The sequence below is a fragment of the Paludisphaera soli genome, assembly GCF_011064595.1.
Taxonomy (GTDB): domain Bacteria; phylum Planctomycetota; class Planctomycetia; order Isosphaerales; family Isosphaeraceae; genus Paludisphaera; species Paludisphaera soli.
On sequence record NZ_JAALJI010000033.1, the window covers coordinates 46383 to 71126 of the forward strand.

Annotated in this window: 20 protein-coding genes and 1 pseudogene; 9 read left to right on the top strand and 12 right to left on the bottom strand. The window is 69.9% G+C overall.

Annotated features, from left to right (window positions below):
- Window positions 1-170: 170 nt before the first annotated feature.
- The 12 genes and pseudogenes from G6O68_RS33675 to G6O68_RS27675 all read right to left on the bottom strand — a co-directional run.
- Window positions 171-422: pseudogene (locus G6O68_RS33675) on the bottom strand (nitrophenyl compound nitroreductase subunit ArsF family protein); the annotation flags it as partial.
- A 226-nt stretch (window positions 423-648) separates the two neighbouring features.
- Window positions 649-1557: an arsenite methyltransferase gene (gene arsM / locus G6O68_RS27625; RefSeq protein WP_165252253.1), complete on the bottom strand. Its 909-nt coding sequence runs from the start codon at window positions 1555-1557 to the stop codon at window positions 649-651.
- A gap of 56 nt (window positions 1558-1613) precedes the next feature.
- On the bottom strand, window positions 1614-1829 hold the full coding sequence (locus tag G6O68_RS27630; RefSeq protein WP_165252255.1) for a thioredoxin family protein: 216 nt from the start codon (window positions 1827-1829) through the stop codon (window positions 1614-1616).
- Window positions 1826-3601 carry an arsenical pump-driving ATPase gene (arsA, locus tag G6O68_RS27635; RefSeq protein WP_165252257.1) on the bottom strand — a complete coding sequence of 592 codons (1776 nt, stop codon included), beginning with the start codon at window positions 3599-3601 and terminating at the stop codon, window positions 1826-1828. Before arsA ends, G6O68_RS27630 begins: the two co-directional genes overlap by 4 nt.
- A 17-nt stretch (window positions 3602-3618) precedes the next feature.
- Window positions 3619-4029 carry an arsenite efflux transporter metallochaperone ArsD gene (arsD, locus tag G6O68_RS27640; protein ID WP_165252259.1) on the bottom strand — a complete coding sequence of 137 codons (411 nt, stop codon included), beginning with the start codon at window positions 4027-4029 and terminating at the stop codon, window positions 3619-3621.
- Window positions 4030-4094: 65 nt separating this feature from the next.
- Window positions 4095-4430, bottom strand: a complete 336-nt coding sequence (locus tag G6O68_RS27645) for an ArsR/SmtB family transcription factor (protein WP_165252261.1) — start codon at window positions 4428-4430, stop codon at window positions 4095-4097.
- Between the two features lie 97 nt (window positions 4431-4527).
- Window positions 4528-5706, bottom strand: a complete 1179-nt coding sequence (gene dgoD, locus G6O68_RS27650; protein WP_165252263.1) for a galactonate dehydratase — start codon at window positions 5704-5706, stop codon at window positions 4528-4530.
- A 16-nt stretch (window positions 5707-5722) separates the two neighbouring features.
- The gene (locus G6O68_RS27655; RefSeq protein ID WP_165252265.1) at window positions 5723-7045 is read right to left on the bottom strand and encodes an aspartate aminotransferase family protein; all 1323 of its coding nucleotides are present in this window, start codon (window positions 7043-7045) and stop codon (window positions 5723-5725) included.
- Window positions 7046-7119: 74 nt separating this feature from the next.
- Window positions 7120-8565, bottom strand: coding sequence for a hypothetical protein (locus G6O68_RS27660; protein ID WP_165252267.1), 1446 nt, complete (start codon window positions 8563-8565; stop codon window positions 7120-7122).
- A 15-nt stretch (window positions 8566-8580) separates the two neighbouring features.
- Window positions 8581-9924, bottom strand: coding sequence for an MFS transporter (locus G6O68_RS27665; RefSeq protein ID WP_165252269.1), 1344 nt, complete (start codon window positions 9922-9924; stop codon window positions 8581-8583).
- A 25-nt stretch (window positions 9925-9949) separates the two neighbouring features.
- Window positions 9950-11425, bottom strand: coding sequence for a DUF1501 domain-containing protein (locus G6O68_RS27670; RefSeq protein ID WP_165252271.1), 1476 nt, complete (start codon window positions 11423-11425; stop codon window positions 9950-9952).
- A gap of 15 nt (window positions 11426-11440) precedes the next feature.
- Window positions 11441-14722 carry a PSD1 and planctomycete cytochrome C domain-containing protein gene (locus tag G6O68_RS27675; protein WP_165252273.1) on the bottom strand — a complete coding sequence of 1094 codons (3282 nt, stop codon included), beginning with the start codon at window positions 14720-14722 and terminating at the stop codon, window positions 11441-11443.
- Window positions 14723-15137: 415 nt separating this feature from the next.
- On the opposite strand from G6O68_RS27675, the gene G6O68_RS27680 reads away from it, so the two are divergent.
- The 9 genes from G6O68_RS27680 (at window position 15138) to G6O68_RS27720 (ending at window position 24659) form a co-directional block, all read left to right on the top strand.
- On the top strand, window positions 15138-15644 hold the full coding sequence (locus G6O68_RS27680; protein ID WP_165252275.1) for a chemotaxis protein CheW: 507 nt from the start codon (window positions 15138-15140) through the stop codon (window positions 15642-15644).
- 80 nt (window positions 15645-15724) lie between these two features.
- Window positions 15725-18244, top strand: coding sequence for a methyl-accepting chemotaxis protein (locus G6O68_RS27685; RefSeq protein WP_240911531.1), 2520 nt, complete (start codon window positions 15725-15727; stop codon window positions 18242-18244).
- A 19-nt stretch (window positions 18245-18263) separates the two neighbouring features.
- Window positions 18264-18659, top strand: coding sequence for an Imm10 family immunity protein (locus G6O68_RS27690; RefSeq protein ID WP_165252277.1), 396 nt, complete (start codon window positions 18264-18266; stop codon window positions 18657-18659).
- 62 nt (window positions 18660-18721) lie between these two features.
- Complete coding sequence (locus G6O68_RS27695) at window positions 18722-19549, top strand: CheR family methyltransferase (RefSeq protein WP_165252279.1); 828 nt, start codon at window positions 18722-18724, stop codon at window positions 19547-19549.
- A gap of 9 nt (window positions 19550-19558) precedes the next feature.
- On the top strand, window positions 19559-21886 hold the full coding sequence (locus G6O68_RS27700) for a chemotaxis protein CheA (RefSeq protein ID WP_165252281.1): 2328 nt from the start codon (window positions 19559-19561) through the stop codon (window positions 21884-21886).
- Entirely contained in the window at window positions 21883-22536 is a 654-nt protein-coding gene (locus G6O68_RS27705) for a chemotaxis protein CheC (protein WP_165252283.1), read from the top strand. The genes G6O68_RS27700 and G6O68_RS27705 overlap by 4 nt, the downstream gene beginning before the upstream one ends.
- A gap of 21 nt (window positions 22537-22557) precedes the next feature.
- Window positions 22558-23067 carry a chemotaxis protein CheD gene (locus G6O68_RS27710; RefSeq protein WP_240911532.1) on the top strand — a complete coding sequence of 170 codons (510 nt, stop codon included), beginning with the start codon at window positions 22558-22560 and terminating at the stop codon, window positions 23065-23067.
- A 55-nt stretch (window positions 23068-23122) separates the two neighbouring features.
- Complete coding sequence (locus G6O68_RS27715) at window positions 23123-23488, top strand: response regulator (RefSeq protein ID WP_165252285.1); 366 nt, start codon at window positions 23123-23125, stop codon at window positions 23486-23488.
- Between the two features lie 40 nt (window positions 23489-23528).
- A complete protein-coding gene (locus G6O68_RS27720; RefSeq protein ID WP_165252287.1) occupies window positions 23529-24659 on the top strand; it encodes a protein-glutamate methylesterase/protein-glutamine glutaminase in 1131 nt (376 codons plus the stop codon).
- Window positions 24660-24744: the final 85 nt, after the last annotated feature.

Consider the following 24744-nt stretch of genomic DNA (forward strand, 5'->3'; position numbering starts at 1 on the left):
GGCGTTAATTGAGGCAGCGGTCTCGATGTCGGGACCGCCCAGGCTTCGAGTGGATTCGCATGCGAGGTCGCGTCATGAGCCCCCGGAAGGTTCGGGCGGCGGGCCGGCGAGCTGCTCGCGGATGTTCGCCTGCACGAAGTCGCGGAAAGCGGGCTCTCGCCGCCGAGCTGCCAGGCCTCGGGGAGGCTCTTCCAGGATTCCATCCTGCCGTCGCGCAGGGAGGCCGGGACGAGGCAGGGCGTGGTGAGCTCGAACTTCGTCGCAAAGTGGTCGTTCCCGAGCTCGTCATAGTCGACGACCCGCCACTCGACGCGATCGGCCTCGATCTCCTGCGCGAATCCTGAGTCGACGGCCGCCCTGGCGGCCTCCTCCATGGCTGTGCAGGTTACGCAACGCAAGGAGCCGTGGAGGTAGTAGACGATGAGCTTGTCGCCCGTCCTCGATTCGGCCTCGGCGGGCTACCCGGCCGGAATCGCCCGATCGATCCCCGCCTCTTGCCGGACGAGGGTCGCGACGCTCGCTAGGACGAACAGGATGAGCACCGCGGTGATGAATGCGCCTGGGCATGGTTCTCCAGCCCTTGTTTCTTACGCCCCCCAGCCGAATCCACGTCGAAAGTCGGGAGTGTTTGGTCCACGAACGCTCGATTCAGGTCGGCTTCACGGCGAAGACCTTCACGCTGGCCGCGAAGTCGTTCACGTCGTAGCGACGGACGAGCTCGGCGAGCCGCTCGAGCAGTTCCGGGGTGTTCGCCCCCCGGGTGGGGCCGCAGCAGGACGCCGCCGCTTGGGGAGCCGACTCGCAGGAGTCGCCGACCTTGAAGACCTCGGGGGCGGGCTGCGGAGTGCAGCATCCCGCCTGATTCTCGATCTTGGCGTACGCGTTCAGGTCGGCGCCCGAATCGACGACCTCGACGTGGGAGAAGCCCGCTTCGAGGAGGTCCGCCTTGTACTCCTCGATGGGGATGGCCCCGGCGATGCAGCCGACGTAGGCCATGAGGTCCGAGGCCAACTCGGGCGGCAGGGGCCGCTTGAGCGCGATGTCGGAGACGGCGAGCCGGCCGCCGGGCTTCAAGATCCGGGCGATCTCGCGGAAGGCCGCGGCCTTGTCCGGCACCAGGTTCAGCACGCAGTTGCTGATGACGCAGTCGGCGGAGTCGTCGGGCAGCGGCATCCGGTCGATGGGGGCCAGGTGGAACTCGACGTTCGGAGCCCCGTCCTTGGCGGCGTTCCGTCGGGCCAGGTCGACCATGGCGGCGGTCATGTCGATCCCGATCGCCTTGCCGGACGGGCCCACCTTCCTCGCGGCCAGGAACACGTCGAGGCCGCCCCCCGAGCCCAGGTCGACCACGACCTCGCCGGGCTTCAGGCCGGCTGTGGCCGTCGGGTTTCCGCACGAAAGCCCCATGTTCGCCTCGGCCGGGATCGACCCGAGATCCTCGGCCGAGTAGCCGAAGGCCTCCGCCACGGCCCGCACGCCGGCCTGGTCGCTCGAAAGGCCGCTCGCGGCCACCGAGCCGTACTTCGAGCGCACGAGTTCCTCGATCTCGTTCGACATCCTCACCTCCCATCGGTAGGCATTCACGTTCAGGTTCATCCCATCAGACGCCGGAGCTAGGCCGGGCTCAACGTCCGGCCGCAGGATTTGACCACGCCGTCGATCGCGATCGCCGGCAGGGCGCTGACGCCCTCGAAGGCGAGGATCTCGGCGATCTGCCGAACCTTCACAACCTCGAAGTCGACGCCCGACTCCGCGATCGCCCGCTCGGCGTTGGCCGCGAGCGTCGTGCACCTCGAGCAGCCGGTCCCCAGGATCTGGATCTTCCTCACCGCACCGCCTCCAGCTTTCGGGGCTCCTCGGCGTCGGGCGCCGTGCCCGGCCCCGATGCGTCGACCTGCCAGGGCATCAGGACCGTGCACGGGCTTAGTTCCTCGACGATCTCGCGGAGGAAGGCCCTCTCGTGACGCTTGCGGGCTGCGAGCACGGGGTCGGTGACGGACAGGGGGCTGAGGCACTGGTTGACGATCCAGGCGAAGGGGGCGATGCCCGCCCTGAGGAGGTCGCGCTGGAGGCCGGCCGCTTCGTGAACCGGCGTGGCCTCGGGAAGCGTGACGATCAGCACCCTCGTGTACTCGGGGTCCCTGAGCCTGGGGAGGAGTTCGCGGACCGCTTCGGGCACGGCGCTGGCGTTCCGCAGCACGTCGCGATGGTAGGCCTCGGTCGCGTCGAGCAGCAGGAGCGTATGGCCTGTGGGGGCGGTGTCGAGGACCACGAAACCGTCCTGGCCCCGATCCACGATGCGGGCGAACGCCCGGAAGACCGCGATCTCCTCGGTGCACGGGGAGCGGAGATCCTCTTCCAGGAGGGCCCTGCCCTGCTCGTCCAGGCCCTCGCCGGCGGTCGCCATGACCTCGGCCGTGTAGTCGGCGGTCTCGACGGCCGGGTCGATCCGGCTCACGGTCAGGTTCGCGACCCGGGAGCCGAGATTGAGGTCCAGGTGGGCCGCCGGGTCGGTCGTCGAGAGATGAACCTTGTGGCCGAGACGGGCGAGGGCGACCGCCAGGCGGGTGGCGACGGTCGTCTTGCCGACCCCCCCCTTCCCCATCGTCAGGATGACGCCGCGTCCCCGGCGGGTCAGGTCGGGGAGGAGCGATTCGAGAGGTGGGGACGCCCGCTCCGGGTCGTCGCCGGCCGGAAAGGAGTTCGAAAATCGGGCCGGGACGTCCTCGCCGAAGGCTCGAAGGGCGGCCAGCCCCACCAGCCCGAACGGCATCAGACGCACGTCGCGGCGCGGCAGGCTTGCCAGGCCCTCGGGCAGTTCTTCAAGGGACGCGCGACCGCGGGCCTCCATCGCGACGGCCGTCGCATCGTTCGGGTCGGTCGCCGCGAAGACGCCGTTGAGGACGAGCCGCTGGTTCCTCACGCCGAGCTCCGACAGCTCGCGGCTCGATCGCTCGGACTCGGCGAGCGCGGCCGGCTCGGGACGGCTGACGAGCACGAGCGTGGTGACATCGCCGTCGGCCAGGGCGTGCAACGCCTTCTCGTAGAGGGCCCGTTGGTCCGCGAGGCCGGAGAGCGGGCCGAGGCAGGAATTGCCGCCCACGTTGGCGTCGAAGAACACGGTCCAGGCCGCCGGCAGGCTCAGGAGCCGCAGCGTGTGCCCCGTGGGGGCCGTGTCGAACAGGACGTGGTCGTACGCCGACGTGGCCGAGTCGTCGCCCAGGAGCTTCGCGAATTCGTCGAACGCGGCGATCTCGGTCGTGCAGGCGCCCGAGAACTGCTCCTCGATGCTCCGGACCGAGGCCTCGGGCAAGAGGCCGCGATAGGGCTCGACCATCCGCTCGCGGTAGGCGTGGGCGGCGGCTTCCGGGTCGATGTTCATCGCGAAGAGGTTCGCGACCCCGGGGACGGCGACGGGCGTCATCCCCAGCTCCACTCCGAAGACCTCGCCCAGGTTCGAGGCGGGATCGGTACTCACCAGGAGGACTCGCTCGCCGGCGTCGGCCAGAGAGACGGCGGCGGCGCTGGCGACCGAGGTCTTGCCGACACCGCCCTTGCCGGTTAAGAAGAGGTTGCGCGTGACGCGACCGGGGATGATCATCTCTCAACTCCTCGGGGTCAGCAGCACTTCTCCGGTCCCGGGGCGACGCCGCCGATCGTGACCACTCCGGGGGACGAGCAGCACGTGGAGGCGGCCGCCCTGGGCGTCTCGGGCTGGCCCGCCACGTCCAGCCCCACCATGCGGGCCAACTCGTCGCGGGTAGGATAGACGCCCCGCGAGGCGACCCGACCATCGACCAGCACCAGCGGCAGGCATTCACTTCCGTGCTCGCGGAGCGTGGAGGTGACCGCAGGGGTCGACGCGAACGCCGACGGCTGCTGCGCGAGGTTGTAGCGTTCGACCTCGACCCCCTGCCGCTTGAGCCAGTCCAGGTCGGCCGAAACGCGCGGCAGGGTCGGGTCGACCGCCGGCCCGCAGACGCCGGTCGAGCAGCACATCGGAGGGTCGTAGACGGCGAGCTTGGTCATGGTCGTCTCCTTGTAATTCGTTCATCGGCGATATACGATAAATAGGCGCAAAAAAACTCGGAGCCTCACAGGCCGGCGACGAGCCGCTTGAGACGATCGAGGGCCTTGGGCTCCACGCAGTAGCAGACGCGGGGGCCGTCGATGTCCCCGCGGACGAGGCCCGACTCCTTCAGCGTCTTCAGGTGCTGGGAGACGGTCGACTGCGCGAGCGGCAGGTGCTCGACGATGTCGCCGCACATGCAAGAGTCCCGGGCCAGCAGGAAGCGGACGATCTGCACCCGCGCCGGATGGCCGAGCGCCTTGGCGAGGTTGGCCAGTTCCGCATCCGACGCGCGGGCCTCCTCGATCGAGAGGCTCGACGGCTTTCGGAGCGTCGAGGGGGAGCAACACGTCTCGTCCATGGGCCTCTCCTTTCTTGTCATCGTTGATCTACGATAGGCGATGGAGAGGCCCATGTCAAGTCCCGAAGGCTCGGGTCGCGATCGTCGCCGGGCGATTTCACCAGTCGCCGACGCTGCCGTCGCGGTGGAAGGTGCGGAGCAGGACTTCCTGTTCGAAGGCGTGCTTCTTGATGGCATCCTCGTCGATCTCGATGCCCAGGCCCGGCAGCGTGTTCGGCAGGACGATGCGGCCCTCGGGGACGATGGTGAAGCCTTCCCGGACGACGTCCGATCGCCAGGGCACGTCGTCGAGGACGGCCTCGCAGATGATGTAGGACGGGGTGGCGAAGCCGAATTCGAGCGACGCGGCCGTGCTGACGGGCCCTTGCGGGTTGTGGGGGGCGAGGGAGACGCGATAGGCCTCGGCCATGGCGGCGATGCGGCGGGCTTCGGAGAGCCCGCCGCAGTGGGTGATGTCGGGCTGAAGCACGCTGCAGGCGCGGCGCTCCAGCAGCTCGCGGAAGGCGTGCTGCGAGACGAGGCGTTCGCCGGTCGCGATCGGGGTAGAGACCGCACGCTGGATGAGCGCGATGTCCTCGATCGTCTCGGGCCAGCAGGGCTCCTCGAAGAAATAGAGGCCGTACGGCTCCAGGACCTTGGCGAACCGCATGCCCATCCGGGGCGAAGGGCGGGCGTGGCAGTCGACCATGATGTCGATGTCGTCGCCGACCGCGTCGCGCATGGCCTTGACGCAGGCCTCGGCGTACTTGAGGGGGCGGAGCCCTTCGAGCGGCATGGTCTCGGGGACGGCCATCGACTTGAACGCGGTGAACCCCTGGGCCACGGCGCGTTGGGCGAGGTCTCCGAAGCGGCCCGCGTCGGCCGGGTCGGTCTGATAGAAATCCTCCATCCGGCCGCCGCCGAGATGGCAGTAGAGCCGGACGTGGTCGCGGACGGGCCCGCCCCAGAGCTTGTGGCAGGGGACGCCGTGGACCTTGCCGACGATGTCCCAGAGCGCCAGGTCGATGCCGCTGATCGCCGTCCCGCGCACGATCCCGTTTCCGTGCCAGAAATGCTGGCGGTACATCATCTGCCAGAGGTGCTCGACCCGCGTCGGGTCCTCGCCGAGCAGCAGCTGCGAGATGTCCTCGATCGCCCCGACCACGGCGCGGGTATGCCATTCCAGGGTGGCCTCGCCCCAGCCGTGGAGGCCGGGCTGGTCGGTCTGGACCTTGACGAAGATCCAGTTCCGCATCCTGGCGTTGCAGACGAACGTCTCGATCTTGGTGATTTTCATCGCTTCACTCGTACCTTCAGATCCCGTCTCGGAGCACGGCTTCGGTCGCTTCGAGGGTGGCGTCGACGTCGGCCTCGGTGTGCGCGGTGGAGAGGCTCCCCTGCTTCGTGGGCAAGGGGAAGTGGTAGACGCCCCGGGCGATCAGGGCCTTGCGGTAACGCAGGTCCCGGGCCATATCGTGGTTCAGGGCCACGTCCCGCCAGTCGCGCGGGGCGTGGTCCATGAAGTACGTGCAGAACGCCGACCCCTGGCGGACGACGGTAGCCGTGACTCCGTATTTCGCGAAGAGCGCCTCCAGGCCGCGCTGCATCCTGTCGCCAAGGGCTTCGAGCCGCGGGTAGAGGACGGCTTCGTCGCGCTTGAGAATCTCCATCGTGGCGATGGCCGCGGCGACGGGAGTCGGATGGCCGTTGAAGGTCCCGGCGATCAGCACGCGACGATCGGGGTCGGGATGGCTGAACAGGTCCATGATCTCGGCCCTCCCGCCGATCGCCCCCAGCGGGTAGCCGTTGGCGATCGCCTTGCCGAAGGTGGACAGGTCCGGCCGGACGCCGGCGAGGCCTTGATACCCCCCCCGGGCGTGCCGAAAGCCCGTCTTCACCTCGTCCAGGACCAGGACGACGCCGTGGCGGTCGCACGACTCGCGGAGCCCTTCCAGGTAGCCGGGCAGCGGCTTGACGACGCCGATGTTCTGGAGGATCGGCTCGGTGACGAGACACGCGACCTCGTATTTGCGGAAGCAGGCCTCGACTGCGTCGAGGTCGTTGAACTCGACGACGTGGACCCGCTCGGCGATGTTCGCGGGCATGCCCGCGGAGAGGGGGGCGAACGGATACTCCTCGCCCGCGGCATGCGGCCCCAGGCGTTCCAGCGGGGTCATGACGTTGCAGGCCACCTCGTCGTGCCAGCCGTTGTATCCGCCTTGCATCACGACGACGTGGTCGCGGCCGGTGTAGGCCCGCGCGAGCCGGAGCGCATGGTAGGTGGCCTCGGATCCGGTCGTGGTGATCTGCACGCGGTCGAGCGACGCGACGGCCTCGCAGAGCAGCTCGGCCGCCCTCCCCTCCCAGGGAGTCGTGCCCGAGCCCATGAGCGTCCAGCCCTCGTCGATCGACCGGACGACCGCCGACTGGACCTCCGGATGGGCGTGGCCGAGCAGATAGGGCGCGAACGCCGAGTGGTAATCAAGGTAGGCGTTGCCGTCGGCGTCCCACACGCGGGCTCCAACCCCCCGCACGAAGGCGATCTTCGGGTCGACCAGGCGATTGAGCGAGACCACGCCGCCGGGGATCAGGCGGCGGTTGCGGGCGAACAGGGCCTCGGACTTTGCGGTATCCATGGGTTCTCTCGCGGTAGGGGCGTTCGCCGTGGGCGGCGATCTGCGGATGCGGGGGCGAGGCTCCGGTCGGGACGTCAGGCGGGAAACCACTTCTGGAGCCTCGCGGCCACCTCGTCGGTCAGCGTCTCCAGCGAGCCGGCCGCCAGCACGGCGATCTCGGCCTGGTAGATCCCCTTCCCGTAGGCGGCGGCCGCGGGGAGATAGCCCGGCTGCCAGCCGTTGACGATGGTCAGGACCAGGATCGGAGCGGCGGGGATGCGACGGCGAATCTCGACCTGGAGGTGCTGGTAATGCTCCCCCTTCACGGCCACCCAGGCGACGTCGCCGGTCCTCCAGATCAGAACCTCGAAGGGGAAGGTCGGGCCGGGCGGGAGGTCGGCGAGGCGGATGAGCTGGCGGTCCATCCGCTCGACGAAGGCTCGGCATTCGGCGGCGTGCGTCGCATCGCTTCGCTCGCGCGCGGCTCGCTCCTCGCTTTCCCAGCGTCCTCGGTCCTCTCGGGTGGCCTCGGTGGTGGGGAGGTCGGGGTGGTATGGAAGCGCCACGGTCCATCGCTCCAGGTCCCAGTCCTCAAGGGCTCGGAGGCGATCGGCGTCGAGCGGCGCGTGGTGCCAGGGGCCGAGGACGGCGCCGGACTCCACGGCCCCGGCGTACTCGAACCGGGTCCGGGGGGGCGGCATTCCTTCGAGGGCCGCGAGCGCGGCGTGGCCGAGGCGTCGGCCGTTGCGATCGGCGACGGCCGGATCGCCGACGAACCCCTCGCGGGGGCCCAACTCGCCCGAGGCGCCTTGCAGGAACAGGCAAGGGACGCCCGTGGCCTGCTCGACGACCTCGCGCATCGCCCCGGGATAGTCGGGGCTGATGAGCGTGTTCTCCCAGGCCAGCGTGGTCGGGTGGCAGGCGTAGTTAACCATGGTGGCGAGGAGGCGGCCATCGGCGGCCGTCACGCGGACGACGAGGACCGTGTCGTCGGCGGGGCCGTCGGGATGGAAGCCGCAGACGTATCGCCCGCCTACTTCGTCGAACAGGTCGCGATGGGCCGCGAGGTCGCAACGTCCGGTCGCGTAGTTCAGCGTCGCCGGCTCCGCGCGGTCCAGAGCTTCGGCGACCAGCCCCGCCAGCCGATCGGCGAGGTCGGCCAGATAGGGCGCGATGAGATCCCCGCCGGGACGGTCGGCGCGACGGACGTCCATCAAGCCGGCCGCGTGGGTATGCGAGAACGCGACGAGCAGCCGATCGCGCCCGACCCCGGGCTTCGACGCGATGGCGTCTAGGAGCCGATCCATCTCGGCGTCCCAAAAGAGGCAGTGATCGAGGGCGATGAGCACGACGCCCTCGCCCGGACGGCCGACCGGCGCGATCCCCGCGGCGGTGGCCGTGAGCGGGCGATGGACCCCGGTCGACCGTTCGTGGGCGGCGGCGCCCCACATCCTGTGGTAGATGCCGACCGGCGGCGTGACGTTGGCGCGGGCGGCGCCGAACGAGCAGATGCTTTGGGGGGCTTCCAGGGGGGGCGGCATGAGCGGTCCGTGGGATCAGAGGGTGTCGCGGTCGGCGTCGAAGAGGAGCCAACAGGCGCCAGCCACGATATGGATTGCGGCGAAGAAAGCAAGCACGGCGTCCCAGGAGCCCGTGAACTCGACGAGCTTGGGGACGAGGATCGGGAACAGGATCGAGCCGAACGCGCCGGCCGTGTTCATCACGCCGAACACCTGGGGCGTATCGCGGCCGCCCAGGTCCATCGTCAAAGCGTATGCGCAGGGCCCGGCCAACGCCGCGAAGAACGCGCCGAGGCTCAGGACGAGCACGGCGAGCCGGGCGTCGTCGATCGGATAGGCCAGGCCGATCAGCACGGTCGCGAGGAACATGCTCGCCGACGCGACCCCCTGGCGGGCGAACCGGAGGCTGCCGGTCTTGGCCAGGACGCGGTCCGAGAGCCAGCCCCCGGCCAGGCAGCCGAGCATGGTCGTCCAGTGGGGAAGGCTGGTGAGCAGCCCCGCCTCCCACACGCCGACGCCCCGGGTCTCGCGGAGATAGGTCGGGAACCAGCTCAGGTAGAAGATGGCCGCCGCCGCGCGGAAGAATTGTTGCAAGGCCAGGCCGATGACCGCCCGATTCCTCGCCAGCGTCCGCCATGGGATCGGCCCCGCCGCCCGATCGGTCGCCGGCCTCGCCCCCTCGGCGATGACGGCCCTCTCCGCCGGGTTGACGGAGGCATGCTCCCCCGGGGTGTTGCGGAACCAGTAGGCGAAACCCAGGGCCCAGATCAGGCCCGGCAGGGCGTAGAACAGGAACATCCAGCGCCACGACACGTACACGAGGATGAACCCCGTCAAGGCCGCGCCGACGGCCCCGCCGACGCCCATGAAGCCGGAGAGCACCCCGCTGACCCAGGCGCGGCGCGAGACCGGGTACCATCGGCTCAGGACGCCTGTCGACGACGGGAAGACGCCCGCCTCGGCCGCCCCCATCGCGAACCGCGCGACGAGCAGCAGGATCACCCCGTTCGCGAGACCGCAGGCCCCGGTCGCGAGCGACCAGGCCCCGGCGAAGCCGGCCAGGGCGCGGCGGGATCCCCAGGCCTGGTCCAGCCGCGCGGCCGGGAGTTGGAAGAGCGCATAGGCCAGGAAGAAGGCGCTCATGATCAGGCCCATCTGCGACTCGGTCAGCCCGAGATCGGCGCGGATGAGCTTCTCGGCCACGCTCAGGCAGCCCCGATCGACGTAGGCGATGGTCGTGGCGACGCAAAGCCAGACGAGGACCGCGTGCCTCGTCCGCGAGGCACCGGCCCGCCCGGGGCGTCCGGTCGTCGTCGGGGGCTCGTCGGCTGCGAGGACCGCGTCGTCCGTCGCTCGATGCTCCTGTCCGTCTTCCCTCAAGCCGGTCCCCTCGTCGAAAGCCCGATCAGGCGATGATCTGGCGGATGGGCGTCCCGTGGTCGATCTCCAGCCGCTTGCGGCCGGGGATCTCCAGCTTGCGGCTGTCGAGGCCCATCAGGTGGAGGATCGTCGCGTGGACGTCGGTGACGTAGTGGCGGTCTTCCTCGGCGTGGAAGCCGATCTCGTCGGTCGCGCCGTGGACCACGCCCCCCTTGATCCCGCCGCCGGCCATCCAGACGGAGAAGCCGTAGATGTGGTGGTCGCGACCGTCCCCCCCCTGCGATCCCGGCGTCCGTCCGAACTCGGTGCCGAAGACGACGAGCGTCTCGTCGAGCAGCCCCCGGCGTTTGAGGTCGACTAGCAGTCCGGCGATCGGCTTGTCGATCCGACGGCAGTTCGCGGCGTGGTTCGCCCGCAGTCCGCCGTGGGCGTCCCAGGCCCCCGCCCCGCCGCCGCCGTCCTGGACCTGGACGAACCGCACGCCGCGCTCGACGAGCCGACGGCACGCGAGCATCTGCGAGCCGAAGTCCTTCGTGGCCGGGTCGTCGAGCCCGTAGAGCCGGCGCGTCTCCTCGGCCTCGCCCCGGAAGTCGATCACTTCGGGGAGCGACCCCTGCATCCGATAGGCCAGCTCATAGGCCTTGATCCGCGCCGAGAGCGCCGGATCGTCGGGATACTCGACCCCGCGGAGGCGGTTCAGCCGGCCGACCAGGTCGAAGCCGATCCGCTGCTCGTCGTCGCCGATCGCCTCCTCGGGGCGGCCGTAGTCGAGCGGATTCGCCGGGTCGATCCGGATCGGGATCGCGTCGTGCGCGGGGCCGAGGTAGTGGCCGTCGCTCTTGTTCCAGTACTCTCGCACTCCCATCGAGATGTACTGGGGCAAGTTGTCGTTGAGAGTGCCCAGGCCGTAGTGGGCCCAGGCCCCGATGTTCGGGAATTCGCCGTCGAGCATGTGCCGGCCGGAGTGGAACTGCGTCTGTGCGCCGTGGTTATTGTCGGTCGTGTACATCGAGCGGACGACGGCGACGTCGTCGATGCAGCCGCCGATGTGCGGCAGCCAGTCGCTGACCTCGATGCCGCTCTGGCCGTATTTCTTGAAGCCGACCTGGAGCGGGAACAGTTGGTTCCGCGACTGCCCGTTGGCGTCGTTCACGACGACCACGCGGGCCAGGGCCAGCTTCTTCGGGTCCTGCGTCCCCTGATACGGGGTCTCGGCGATCGTCTTGCCGGCGTACTTCGTCAGCTCGGGTTTCGGGTCGAAAGTCTCCATGTGGCTGACGCCGCCGTTCATGAAGAGCCAGATCACCGACTTCGCCTTGGGGGCGAAGTGGGGGAGGCCGTCGGGGGGCATCCAGACGCCGTCGGACGCCCGGGCCACGCCGTCGCGGTGGAGCATGGCCCCCAGCGCCAGACCGGTGAAGCCCATGCCCATGTCGGCGAGGAAGCGGCGGCGGTGTCCGCCGGGGCAGCATCCCCGGCCGTCTCGGGTCGAGTTGGGCATGGCTCCCTCGTCCGCTCAGCGGATGGTGATGAAATCGTTGTGGTTCAGCAGCGACTGGACGAGGATCTCGCGGGCGCGGCGGTCGACGTCGCTCGCGTCTCGCTTCCGCAGCGAGGACTTGAGATCCGCCAGGGCCTGCTCGCACGCCGAACGTTCCTCGGCCGTGGGCGGGGCGCCGAGGATGGTGCGGAACGCCTCCTCGGCGAAGGTGGAATCGGAGGCGTCGCCGAGCCGGGCGGCCATGCGGGCCTCGATCTTCCGGGCCATCGTCTGCGAAAGGCCGCTGTTCCAGAGCGCGAGCGCCTGCACGGGGACGATGCTCTCGTCGCGGCGGTAGCAGTCGCGGACGCGGGCGTCGTCGAAGGTGGCGAGGAACTTGTTGTGGTCGTTGTGCGAGTGGACGAAGTAGAGGCTGCGGCGGGGCGACATGACCTCGGTGTGCGGGACGGGCGGGCCGCCGAACTGGTCGGACAGCTCGCCGGCCAGGTGGAACAGGCTGTCCCGGACGATCTGGGCCTCCATGCGGACCGGGTTCATCCGCCAGTACATCCGATTTTCCGGGTCGGCGGCGAGGGTCGCGGCGTCGGCGTCGGCGCTCGAGGAGCTGCGGCGGTAGGCGTCGGACAGCACGATCCGCCGGTGCAGGCGCTTGAGGCTCCAGCCGTCCTCCATGAACTCCACGGCCAGCCAGTCGAGGAGCTCGGGATGGGTGGGGCGGGCACCCTTCCGGCCGAAGTCGAAGACGGTGGCGACCAGGGGCTTGCCGAAGTGGCGGGCCCAGACGTGGTTGACCGCGACCCGGGCGGTCAGGGGATTCCTCCGGTCGGTGAGCCAGTTCGCGAGCGCCGTGCGGCGGCCTGTGCTCGTCTCGGGGAAGCTCAGGACGCTAGGGGCTTCCGTGTCGGTGGGCGATTCGACCGCCTTCAGGGCCCCGCGGATCGGCGTGTAAGACTCGCCCGGCTCTTCGAGCGCCTTGCGGGCGGCGGCCACGGCGGCGGTCGCGCCCTCGCGCTTCTCGGCCTCCTTCGCCGCGTCGCTCGCCTTCGCGGACACCTGGAGTTCCAGGCGGGCCAGCGCCTCCTCGGCCCGCGCCAGGGCCTCGCGACGCTCCGCGCGAGACGCCTCGACGGCCAGGGACTTCGCGTCGTCGTCGGCCGGCCCCGGCCGCCGCGCACGCTCGGCGGCGGCCCGCGCCGTCAGCGACTCGGGGAGGGAACGGGCCGCGGCGAGAGCCTTCTCGGCGACAGTCGCCCGCGCCCTCGCCCGGTCCAGGACCGTCGCCCCCTTGTAGCTCGGCTCGCCGACTTCCACGAGCCGCTCGCCGGCGGGGAGCGGGGCCACTTCCAGGAAGGTGAACTCGGCCTCGGCGGCGTAGGTGACCAGGGCGATCGCGCCAGGGGCGCGTTCGTCGGTCAGGCGGAAGGCCAGGGCCGGCTCGCCGTTCACGGCGACGTTCATCAGCGGCCCTTGCACGCTCACGGTCAGTTCGTAAGGCTCGCCGATCTTCACCGGGCGGGGCCGACTCCCCCCGGCCGGGTACGAGCTGACGCCGGCCCGCTGCGGCGCGACTTGGAGCTTGGACCCGTTCTCGTGCGCGCTCAGGTAGACGAGCACCTCCCGCCCCTCGGCCGAATCGAACGCCAGGCCTACTGATCGCCATGGCTCGCCTCCGGTGATGGTGAATCGGACCGTCGCGCGGAAATCGGCCGGGTGGGTCGCCTTGGTCCGCAGCACGGAGCGGACCTCGCGCGGGTCGTCCTGGCGGAGCTTCCCCCCTTCGTGGTTCCACGCGGCGCCGGCGCGATCCCAGGCGTCGGGCCGGGGCGTCGAAAAGTCGTCGCGGAAGCTCCTGCCGTTGCCGTCGTCCGCCCCGGCGATCGCTGACGCCGATCCGGCCTCGATCGCCTCCAAGTCTACGCCGGCCTTGAGGAACTCCGCCTCGGCGACCTCGACCCGCGAGCGCGCGGCCCGAAGTTGGTCCTCGATCACGAACGGCCTGAGCCCCGGCCGCGAGGCCGTCGGCGGTAGTGCGACGGGCTGGATCTCCAGGTCGGCCCAGGCGAGCAGCGAGGGGACCCCCGGCTTGAGCGGCTGAGTCGTGATCGGGCGGGCCTCGTTACCGCGGTCGAAGCGATACGTCGGCGCGTCCAGATTGCAGTCGAAGACGCGCGGGAGGCCGTCCTTCTCGAAATCGAGCTGGCCAGGCACCTGATCGGTGCGGACCTGGTAGGGTTCGAAGATCGCCCGAAATTGGTAGTACTCGTTCTGGCTGATCGGATCGAACTTGTGGTCGTGGCACTTGGCGCAGTCGAAGGTCAGGCCGAGGAACGCCTTGCCGGTGTGCTCGACGACCTCTTCGAGCCAGCTGTTGCGATTGAACTTGAAGTAGCTGCGGGCGAGGTAGCCCGTGGCCCGGAGGCGGTCGGGGTCGTCGGGGTGCGACTCGTCGGCGGCGAGCATCTCGCGGACCATCTGGTCGTAGCCTTTGTCCGCGTCGAGCGATTCCAGGATCCAGTCCCGCCAGCGCCAGATGTGCTTCTGGCTGTTGCGAAGCTCGGCGTCCAGGCCCCACCAGTCGCTGTATCGCCAGACGTCCATCCAGTGCCGTCCCCAGCGCTCGGCGTGGGCCTTCCCGGCGAGCAGGCGATCCACCATCGCCTCGTAGGCGTCCGGCGAGTCGTCGTTCAGGAACGCGGCCTGCTCCTCAGCCGTGGGCGGGAGGCCGATCAGGTCGAGATAGACCCGACGCTGGAGCAGTCCCTTCGCGGCCCGCGGTTGAGGCTTCAGGCCCTTCTCGCTCCAGCCCGAGGCGAGGAACGCATCGATCGGATTCCGGGCGGCCGCACCGTCGGCCGTGGGGACGGGGGGCCGGATCGGGGCCCGGAAGGCCCAGTGCTCGCGCGGATCGGGCTCGGGCGCGTCGTCGGCGGGGGCCGCGGCACCCTGATCGATCCAGCTCTTGACGAGGGCGACCTGCTCGGCGGTGAGCGCCTCGCCGTCTCCTGGAGGGGGCATCCGCGAGTCGCCCTCCTCGGCGATCAGGTCGAGGAGCGGGCTCTCATCGCTCCGGCCGGGCTCGATCGCCGGGCCCGACGCACCGCCTTCGACCAGCGCCTTTACCGAATCGACGCGAAGGCCGCTCTTCTGCTTCAGGGCGCCGTGGCACGAGTAGCAGCGCGTCGCCAGGATCGGCTTCACCTGCTTGAGGTAGTCGATCGTCTCGTCGGCGGCAGCCTCGCCCCGCAGGAAGGTGAAGCCGAGACCGAGGCCCACGATCGGCAGGAGTTTCAAACGCATCGTGAAGCGTCCTCCGGCGTCGCCCGTTCGCGGATCGAGGATCGGGGGGTCCTGATCCGAGGGATGTCCCGGAACATCATTGGCCAGGTGTTCAACAAGTGAGCGACATCGTACCAGCCCGCCGGCGGGCGTGTCAGTGCGAGCCGGCGGCTCGTGACCAGAATTCCCCATTCCCACGCCCCCGTCCTATGTTAGCAAGCGAGGCCGGGGCTTCGACCTCTCGGGAAGCCGGCAGGAGGGATGAAAACTGGCTCGGCACGTCGCGGTGATTTTCTCGCTTGCGCGGAAATTGCGGATAGGGAAGCCGCGTCGGCGTGGGCAGGTTGGAAAATCGGGGTGAAATCGGGACGGAATCGATTCGAGTGATACAATCCTTTTCAGATCCGCTACGCTGAGAAGACGCAACGAGGTCGCCATGAGCCACGACGCCCGATCGACGACGACGGCCGCGCGGGGCGAGAGCCCGGTCCTGCAGTTCGTGGGCTTCCGCCTCGGCGACGAGGATTACGCGATCGCGATCACCAAGATCCAGGAGATCATCCTGATGAAGCCGATAACCCGGCTTCCCCAGGCGCCCGACTACATCGAAGGGCTGATCAACCTTCGGGGCGCGGTGATCCCGGTCGTCAGCTTGCGGAAGCGGTTCGGCCAGCCGGCCCGGGAGATCGACGAGGAGACACGGACGATCGTCGTGAACGTCCACGACCGGACGGTCGGCTGCATCGTCGACGCCGTGACCAAGGTCATGCGGATCAACCGCGACCAGATCCAGCCGTCCCCCCTGGGCTCGGCCGTCGGCTCCTGCCGCTACGTGTCGGGCCTGGCCCGGCTCGACGATCGACTGCTGATCATGCTCGACGTCGAGGACCTGTTCCAGTTCGAGGATCCGACGTCCCAGTGGGCCGGCGGAACGTTGGCTTGAACGCTTCCGTGATCGACGGCCGCCGTCCGGCCGTTGCGATCGTCCCCCCAGGTCTCGCGTGAGGCGAGGTAGCAGCCCCCATGAAGCCCGAACCGATCGACCCGGCCGCCGACGCCACCCCGCCGTCCTCGCCGAGCCGCGTCGAGTCGCAAGACGCCCGCCCCGCGAAGCCCGCGCGGAAGCGGACGCCGGCCGCCTCGACCACTCCCGACCGATCCCGTCGCGCCATGTCGACCGCGACCGCGCCGATCGCCCCGGACGCCCCGCCGGACGACCGCGGCATGGCCGAGGAGCTGCGGGCCGACGTGCGCGCCCTGACGGCGACCCTCGCGGCGCTCGCGGGGGCGGACACCATCGACGAATCGGTCCGGGCGGTGCTCGACGTCGTCCGCGAACGGTTCGGCTGGGAGTACGCGTCCTACTGGAAGATTGACCCGGCGGCTAGGACGATGGCGTTCGCGTCCGATTCGGGGAGGGTCTCCGACGAGTTCGAAAGATTCTCCCGAACGGCCCGCTTCCGCGAGGGAGAAGGTCTCGTCGGCCAGGCCTGGCAGGCCCGCGAGCTGGTCGTCCTGGGCGACCCGGCCGCGGTCCGCGACTGCGGCCGATGCTCCCTGGCCGCCCGCGCCGGGTTCCGCACCGCGCTGGCGATGCCGGTCATGGTCGAGGGCCGCGTCGTCGCCGCGATCGACTTTCTGACGACGCAAGCCCGGGCGCTCGGCCCCGAACGTCGCGACGTGGTGCGGGCGGTCGGGGGCATCGCGTCCGACAAGATCGCCAAGCTCGGCAAGCAGTCCGAGCTGACCCGGATGCGCCAGCTCGTCGAGAACGCCCCGGTCAACATGATGTTCGCCGATGCCGAGCTCAAGATCCAGTACATGAACCCTTGCGCCCGCAAGACGCTGGAGAAGCTGGAGGCCCACCTGCCGGTGCGGGTGGACCAGATGATCGGCGAGTCGATCGACGTGTTCCACAAGGATCCCTCCCACCAGCGGAGGATCCTCGCGGACTCGGGCCAGCTCCCGCGGACGCGGATCATCAATGTCGGCCCGGAGCTGTTCGAACTGCTGGTGACGCCGATGAAGGACGAGCAAGGGCGCTACCTCTTCCCCATGATCACGTGGGAGGTCGTGACCGAGAAGGTCCGGTCGCGGGAGCGCGAGGCGGAACTCCAGGCCGACGCCTCGGCGATGGTCCGATTGCTCACGGCCCTGGGCGGCGCGACGACGGTCGCCGAGGCGGCCGAGGTGGCGCTGGCCACCGTGCGCGACGCCTTCGGCTGGTGGTACGGCTCGTTCTGGGAGGTCGACTCGTCCGACGGCCGCCTGCGCTGGGTCGCCGACTCCGGCACCGTCGACGAGGAATTCCGGAAGGTGAGCTCCGTCTCGCGGTTCCGCGAGGGGGAGGGGCTGAACGGCCAGGCCTGGCAGACCCGCGACCTGGTCTTCGTCCCCGACCTGGGGGAGATGCGGGGCTGCTCGCGGGCGCCGGTCGCCAAGCGGAACGGCCTGAAGTCGGGCGTCTGCTTCCCGATCGTCGTCGACGGCCGGGTCGTCGGAACCATGGACTTCTTCACCAAGGAAGTCGTGACCCCTTCGGCGAACCGGATCGAGACCCTGCGGGGCGTGGGTCGGCAGGTCTCCGTGGCCCTGGAGCGGGTCGAGCGGCAGTCGCAGATCGACCGCAGCAAGCGCGACCTGGAGGCGAAGGTCGGCCGGCTGATGGAGGTGGCCCGGGCGGCCGCGGCCGGCGACCTGACGGTCACGATCGACGTCCACGGGGACGACGACCTGGGCCGGCTGGGGGGCGCCCTCGCCCGGATGATCGCCGACCTGAAGGAGGTCATCGGCCAGGTGGTCGAGTCGGCGAGCCAGTTCGGCGAGGGCTCCCGGGTGGTGGCGGAGAGCGCCAGCTACCTGAGCGAATCGGCCCAGAACCAGGCGGCGACCGTCGAAGAGATGTCGGCCTCGGTGCAGCAGCTCTCGACGGCGATCGCCGACATCGACAAGAACGCGGTCGCGGCCGCCGGCCTGGCCGACAAGACCTCGCACCTGGCCAAGCAGGGGGGCGAGTCGGTCGAGCAGGCCATCGAGGCGATGGTCCTGATCAAGAAGTCCAGCGAGCAGGTCAGCGACATCATCCAGGTCATCAGCGAGATCGCCAGCCAGACCAACCTGCTGGCCCTCAACGCGGCCATCGAGGCGGCCCGCGCCGGCGAGCACGGCCTGGGCTTCGCCGTGGTCGCCGACGAGGTCCGCAAGCTGGCCGAACGCTCCAGCGCCGCGGCCAAGGAGATCACCGCGTTGATCAAGGAGTCGACCCGCCGCGTCGCTGACGGCGCCAGCCTGTCGGAGAAGGCGGGCGAGTCGCTTTCCCGGATCGTCCAGGGGGTCGAGGAGACGGCCGGCAGCATCGCCAAGATCGCCGGCGCCACCCGCGAGCAGTCCGAGGCCTCGGCCGAGGTCGAGACCGCGATCCAGAACGTCTCCAGCCTCACCGAGACCAACGCCTCCAGCTCCGAGCAGCTCTCGGCCAGCGCCGAGGAGCTGGGGGCGCAGGCCGCCTCGCTCAAGCAGGTGATCTCCGGGTTCAAGGTCTGACGACTGCGGGGGGAGGACCATGCGGATCGCGTTCCGGGCCTCGGCGGGATCATTCGAAGTCGAAGGCGACGTCATGACGGCGTGGGTATCCAGCGGCGTCGATCGGGACGAGGTGGACGCCGAATACATCACCGTCCAGAGATCGGTCGAAACGGGCCGCCCCCTCGCCGACTGGGAGGAGGACGGGCTCCACTTCGAGTACAAGGATCAGCTCTACGGCGCCTACGGGGTCCTGGGCGCTTGCCGGCTCGGCCGGGGAGCGATCGCGTTCGACCTCGCGGCGCCGCTGGAGGACCTGGAAGGCGTCGGGGGCTTCGACGTGGAGCTGGCGATCGACGATGCGAGCTACGAGGGCCTTCGCGAGGGCCTCCCTCGGCTGTTCGACGGCACGCGGGTGAAGTTCTCGACCGATTGACTGCCACCTCCCGTCCCGTCTCGTGTCCCGATGTACTGACCTTTGCTGGCGGCCTTTCCGGCATGAACCTCATCGAGCTGACCGACGCCGAGTTCGTCAAGTTCCGCGACCTGATCTATCGGACCTCCGGGATTCAGATCGCCGAGAACAAGCGCGTGCTCATCTCGAACCGGGTGCGGAGGCGTTTGAAGGCGACCGGAATCGCCGGCTACTCGCAGTACTTCGACTTCCTGCGATCGCCCGCCGGGGCGGACGAGATGCAGCCCTTCCTCGACGTCGTGACCACCAATGAGACCTATTTCTACCGCGACTCGGCCCACTACGACTGGCTCGGCGGGGAGTTCCTGAGCGGGACGATCGCCGAGGCGGCGACCCGCCGTCGGCCGCGCTCGATCCGCTTCTGGTCGGCCGCGTGCAGCACCGGAGAGGAACCCTACTCGATCGCCCTGAAGGTCGCGGCCCGCCGCCGCGAGCTGGCAGGATGGCGCCTGGAGATCGTGGGCACGGACCTCAGCTCCTCGGTTTTGGCCGCCGCCCGCGCCGCGGTCTACGACGAGCGGGCCCTGCATCGGGTCGGCTCGGAAGAACGACGAACCTACTTCGACGAGGCCCCTCCCGGCCGCTGGACCCTCAAGCCCGAGATCCGATCCATGGTCTCGCTCCGACCCCACAACCTGCTGAAGCCGATCGGCGGCGAGCCGTTCGACTTCATCTTCCTCAAGAACGTCCTGATCTATTTCGACGCCGCGAGCAAGAAGAAGGTGGTCGACGTGATCCTGGCTGCGCTCGCGCCCGGCGGGAGTCTGGTCATCGGGCCCACCGAGGGTATCCACGGCATGCTGGGCTCGCTGGAGAAGGTCAAGCCCTGGCTCTTTCGGAAGGGGGGCTGAGGCCCGTCGATGTCGGATTTCAACCTGGCCGAACTCCTGCCCTTCTACCTCGACGAGACCGACGAGAACATCGCGGCCCTCAACGACGCCCTCCTGCGCCTGGAGCAAGATCCGGAGGACGCCAAGGCGCTCGCCGAGGCCTTCCGGATGTTCCACAGCATCAAGGGCGCCTCGGTGGTCATGGGGTTCGACGCGGTCAACCGGCTCACGCACGTCCTGGAGAGCCTGTTCGACCAGCTGCGGACCAAGAAGCGGGTGCTCGACCGCCCGGTGCTCGACGTGACCTTCCGGTGCCTGGACGAGCTTCGCGACTACCACCGGGAGCTGAGGTCGGAGAACCGGAGCGACCGCGACCTCGCCGGCCTGACTCGAGACGTGGAGGCCGCGATGGCCACGCCGTCGACCGCCTCTCCCCCCCCGCCGACGGCCGCTCCCGCCCCGACTCCGGAAGTCGCCCCGGGATCGACGACGACCCCGATCGCGACCGCCGCGATCCTCGTCGAAGACGACGTCGCGACGATCCGGATCGTCGTGGAGTTCGAGCCCAACCTGCAGCTCGTCGACATGAAGGCCCGGTTAGTGGCCGAACGCCTGGCCGGCAAGGCGCGGATCGCCCGATCCGACCCGCCCCTGGAGAAGCTCGACGAGATCGAATCGCTCGCCGCGTTCACGATCTGGCTCGTCGGGGCCGGGGACCTGGACGAACTCCGGGCGCTGGCGGACGTCGACGGCGTCGTGCGGGTCTCGGTCGAGGCCCTGGACGAGGCCGCGACGGCCGTCGAGCCCGAGGTCGCGGAAGCCGTCCCCGTCGTCGAGCCGGAACCGGAAGTGGCGCTTAAACCGGATATGGAACCGGAACCGCCTGCCCCCGCCCCGGCCGCCCCCGCCCCCCCGGCGGTCAAGCGCGCGAAGGTCGTGGAGACGATCCGGGTCGACAGCGACCGACTCGACAACCTGATGAACCTTGCCGGCGAGCTGGTCATCAACAAGGCCCGGTTCATCGACGTCGCCAAGGGGCTCGACGAGGTGTTGCGCGGCTCCGACGCGCGAGGCCTGGCGGTCGAGACCGAGGAGCGGCTGGACACGATCATGCGGGGGCTCGATCAGGTGGTTGGCACGGCCGGCTTTAAAGCGGGAGACGGGGTGGTCGACCGCTGGGCCGGGCACGTCCGCCGGCTCCGCGACGACTTCCACGCCATCCGGGGCGAACTCGACCGCCTCCGCATGGGCCGGGAGCGGCTCAAGTCCCTGGGCGACGCCATCCACAGCCTCGGGCGGGTGGCCGACGGGCTCCAGAAGGGCGTGCTGGAGACCCGGATGGTCCCGATCGGCCCGCTCTTCGAGCGCTTCCGGCGCGTGATCCGCGACCTGAGCCTGGCGTCGGGCAAGGAGGTCGTCCTCCGGATCGAAGGGGAGAAGACCGAGCTGGACAAGCGGATGATCGACGAGCTGAGCGATCCCCTGATCCACATGGTCCGCAACTCGGTCGACCACGGCCTGGAGCCGCCCGACGTCCGCGAGGCCGCCGGCAAGCCCCGGGCGGGGACCGTCTCGCTCCAGGCGTCGCATCGCGGCAACAGCGTGGTGATCACCGTCGGCGACGACGGCCGGGGGATCGACTGCGAGCGGATCCGCCGCAAGATCGTCGCCAAGGGCCTCGTCGCCCGCGACGAGGCGGAGGCGATGACCGACCGCGAGCTGACCCCCTACATCTGGCACCCGGGCCTGAGCACGGCCGAGACGGTCACCGAGATCTCCGGCCGGGGCGTCGGGATGGACATCGTCAAGGACCGGATCGACAATCTCAGCGGGGGCGTCGACGTCCGCTCGACGCCCGGCCAGGGGACGACCTTCATCATCCGCCTCCCGCTGACGCTGGCGATCATGTCGAGCCTGCTCGTCCGGATCTACGACGAGGTCTACGCCCTCCCCCTCGATCACATCGACGAGATCGTCGAGATCCGGGGCGACCGGATCGCCACGGTCCAGGGCCGGCCGACGATCGAGATCCGGGGCCGTTTCCTGGCGCTGGCGACCCTGGGCGACCTGTTCCGCTGGGGCGGCGGCGCGCACCCTTCGGCGTCCGCGGCGCCCCGGCCGGGCGACCGTTCGGCGTCGTTCCACGTCGTGATCGTCCAGAACGGCGAGACCACCATCGGCCTGGTCGTCGACCAGCTCATCGGCATGCAAGAGGTCGTCCTCAAGTCGCTGGAGAAGAACTACCAGCCCGTCCGAGGGCTCTCCGGCGCCAGCATCCTGGGCGACGGCCGCGTCTCCCTGATCCTCGACGTCGACGCGCTGGTCGACGCGGCTTCCCGTCGGAGGGACCTGCCATGAGCCTGCTGAGCGAGGTCCAGAGACGGATGCTTCGGACGATCCTCGGCCGGGGGGCGGAGGGGGCGTCACAGGCACTCTCGCGCTGGCTGGGGCAGGAGGTCCGGCTCGTCCTGGGCGAAGTCGAGCAGGTCGAGCTGGCGGCGGCGGCCGAGGCGCTCGGCCCGCCGGAGACCCTGGTGGCGGCCTGCCTGATGGGCCTCACCGGGCCTCTGGGGGGCTCGATCCTCCTGTGCTTCGAAGACCGCGCGGGCCTGGCCCTGGTCGACATCCTGCTCGGGCAGCCCGTCGGCACGACGACGGAGTGGGGCGAGGTCGAGAGGTCGGCGGCGATGGAGACGACCAACATCGTCGGCTGCGCCTACCTCAACGCCCTGGCCGCCCACCTGCCGTCAAGCCTGGGCGGGTCGGCGGCGCACCCGGCGGGGGAGCTGGCGCCCACGCCCCCGAGGTTCTTCCACGAATTCGCCGGCAGCCTGCTGGAGTTCGCCATGATGGACCAGGCCCTGGAGCTGGGGCGGGTCCTGCTCGTGAAGACGACTTTTGAAGTGGGAGACGCCGGGCCCGGCCTGGACTGGACGCTGCTGTTCGTCCCCGACGCCCCGTCGCTCGCCGCTCTCGCGTCGGCCCTGTCCGATGGGGACGCCACTTGACCCGACCGGAGGCCCGTCGTCGTGCCGCTGGAATCCGAAGCCCCCCTCGTCGTCTCCGTGGCGATCGGCCGCTGGGCCGTGGCCTCGCCCCCCTCGCGCCTCCGCACGCTGCTGGGATCGTGCGTTGGGGTCGTGCTGCACGACCGCTCGGCGAAGTGGGGGGGGCTCGCCCACGTCGTCCTGCCCGACTCGCGCGGGGCCGTCGATCAGCCGGGGAAGTACGCGGACACGGCGATCCCGGGCCTCATCGCGGAGATGGAGCAGGTCATGCGCGGCAAGTCGGCCGGGCGGCTGGTCGCCAAGCTGGCGGGCGGGGCGAGCATGTTCCAGACGGGCCCGCCGGGGGCGGCCGCCGCGGCCCGGAACATCGGCCGGATGAATCAGGAGGCCGTCGAGGCGATCCTCGACGCCCTGCGGATCCCGATCCTCTCGCGAGACCTGGGGGGGGAGGGCGGCCGCAACCTGCACTTCGACCCCGCCACCGGCCGGGTCCAGATCCGGTCTCCCGGCGGCGCCGAGCGCGAGATGTAAGGGTTCGGATGGTAGACTGGAGGGCGCGGTCCTCCCGAAGTTCCGGAGAGCGGGAATGAAGCGGCTCCTGGTCGTCGACGACGCCCTGTTTATGCGAAGGCTGATCGGCGGGGTCGCGCGCGACGCCGGATGGGAGGTCGTCGGCGAGGCGGGAGACGGCTCCGAGGCCGTCGCCCTCTATCCCGAGCTGAAGCCCGACCTGGTCACGATGGATCTGGTCATGCCGAACATGGGCGGGCTCGAGGCGCTTCGGCTGATCCGCGAGCTGGACCCCGAGGCGAAGGTCGTGGTGATCACGGCCGTCGACCAGAAGCAGTCGGTCCTGGATGCGATCCGGCTGGGCGCGCTCGACTTCGTGGTCAAGCCGTTCGACCGCGCCCGGGTGACCGCCCTGCTTCGGAAGGTAGCCGTGACGCCGTGAGCCGCCTCCCCGACTCCCGGCCGCGAGGACCGCATCCGCCATGTCCGAAGACCGTCCCTCCGACCCATCGAACCGCCGCGTCCGCGTCCTGGTCGTCGACGACTCCGCCTTGATGCGCCGGCTGCTCACGGACGTCTTCAACGCCTCGGGCCGGATCGAGGTCGTCGGCGTGGCCCGCGACGGCCGAGAGGCGGTCGTCCAGGCGGCGCGGCTCAAGCCCGACGTCGTCACCCTCGACGTCGAGATGCCCGAGGTCTCCGGCCTGGACGCCCTGCCCGCGATCCTGGCCGTCCACGAGGCGCCCGTCGTCATGGTCAGCGCCCTGACCCAGGAAGGGGCCGACGTGACCCTCAAGGCCCTGGAGTTCGGCGCTGTCGACTATCATCCGAAGCCGACCCGGAACCAGCTTTCGGAGATGCGCGCCGAGGGTGAGTTGCTCGTCGCCAAGGTCCTCGGCGCCGCCCAGGGGCGCGTGTTCCGGCCCCGCAAGGCCGTTTCGGCCTCCGCCGCGTCCTCCACGAGCCCGCCCCCGCGATCGGTCCCCAGCCCCCCTCCCCTCCGCGAAGGGGACGCCGCATGCATCGCGATCGGGATCTCGACCGGCGGCCCGCAGGCCCTCTCCCGGGTGATCCCCCTGCTCCGCCCGCCCATGCCCCCGATCGTGATCGTCCAGCACATGCCGGCCCAGTTCACGGACGTCTTCGCTCAGCGACTGGCCCGGTCGTCCACCCTTGAGGTGAAGGAGGCCGCCGACGGGGACCCGGCGACTCCGAATCGCGTGCTCATCGCCCCCGGCGGGAGGCACCTGACACTCGTCGGCCGCCCCGCCAAGGCGAGGGCTTCGCTCTCCCCCGGCGACGCCCCGCTCGTCAGCGGCCACAGGCCCTCGGTGGACGTCCTCTTCCGGTCGGTCGCGAAGATTTATCAGGCGGGCGCGATCGGCGTAATCATGACCGGCATGGGACGGGACGGCGTCGACGGCTGTCGCGCGATCCTGGACGCCGGCGGCCTCACCCTCGGGCAGGACGAGGCCACATCCGTCGTCTACGGCATGAACAAGGCCGCGTTCCTCGAAGGGGCCGTCCAGTTCCAGTTCTCGCTCGACGACCTCCCCGACCTGCTCCGGAAGCTCGTCGCAACGCGGACGGACGACGCGACCACCACGCGCTGAGGCTACCGTCCCCTGTTCCTGTACCACGACGGTATCGTGGACTGGAATATTTGCAGGAGAAAAGCCATTCTGTCACTATTCGGCG